Below are 874 nucleotides of genomic sequence, written 5' to 3' on the forward strand. Positions count from 1 at the left end.
TCGTGCTCGACAGGCCGGTGGACAGCGAGCTGGCCGTGGTCGAGGTCGACGTCGACAGCGACGTCACCGAACTGGTCGTGCTCGACAGACCCGTCGACAGCGAGCTCACGCCGGTCGACAGCGAGCTTGCGGTGGTCGACGTGGACGTCGACAGCGAACTCACCCCGGTCGACAACGAGCTTGCGGCGGTCGATGTGGACGTCGACAGCGAACTCACGCCGGTCGACAACGAGCTTGCGATGGTCGACGTGGACGTCGACAGCGAACTCACGCCGGTCGACAACGAGCTTGCGGCGGTCGATGTGGACGTCGACAGCGAACTCACGCCGGTGGACAACGAGGCGATGCTGCTCGTGACCGTCGACACCGAGCTGGATATCGATCCGATCCCCGTGGACAGCGAAGTCACCGCCTGGTTGGTCGCATCGAGCTGCGAACCGTTGATCGCATCGGTGCTCGTCGCATCCACACGACCCGCCGCCACGTTCGTGATCTGACGCTCAGCGCCCGGTCCACCCACGCTCACCACGCTCGACGGCGTCGTGCCCGCGTAGCTGTAGGTGACGCCGCCGACCGTGCCGGTCGCCGTCGGGTTGGCCGCGGCCGTCACCGAACCGCTGCCCAGCGCCACCGCGCCCGCGTTCGACGCCGTCGCACCCGAACCGATCGCCACGGTATTGGCTCCTGCCGCGTTCGTGTTGTTGCCGACCGCCACGCCTGCCGCACCCGCCGCCGTCGCACCCGTGCCCGCCGCCAGCGCGTTCACGCCCGTGGCGCCGTCGTTGTTGTAGTTGGCCTGCTGCGTGCCGTTGTCGTTCACGCTGTAGTAGTGCGTCTTGCTCGCCGAGATCGCCGTCGACAGCGAGCTCGTTGC

General features: G+C 68.0%; 1 protein-coding gene and 1 pseudogene. One reads left to right on the forward strand and one right to left on the reverse strand.

The genetic code is table 11. The features are described 5' to 3' along the window. Window positions 1-673, reverse strand: a pseudogene (locus tag WS61_RS36110) (adhesin); the annotation flags it as partial. Between WS61_RS36110 and WS61_RS35975 the strand changes: the two are divergent. Continuing rightward, window positions 561-791, forward strand: coding sequence for a hypothetical protein (locus tag WS61_RS35975; RefSeq protein ID WP_059504081.1), 231 nt, complete (start codon window positions 561-563; stop codon window positions 789-791). The pseudogene WS61_RS36110 and the gene WS61_RS35975 overlap by 113 nt on opposite strands. Window positions 792-874 lie beyond the last annotated feature (83 nt).

Source organism: Burkholderia sp. ABCPW 11 (assembly GCF_001523445.1).
Classification (GTDB): Bacteria; Pseudomonadota; Gammaproteobacteria; order Burkholderiales; family Burkholderiaceae; genus Burkholderia.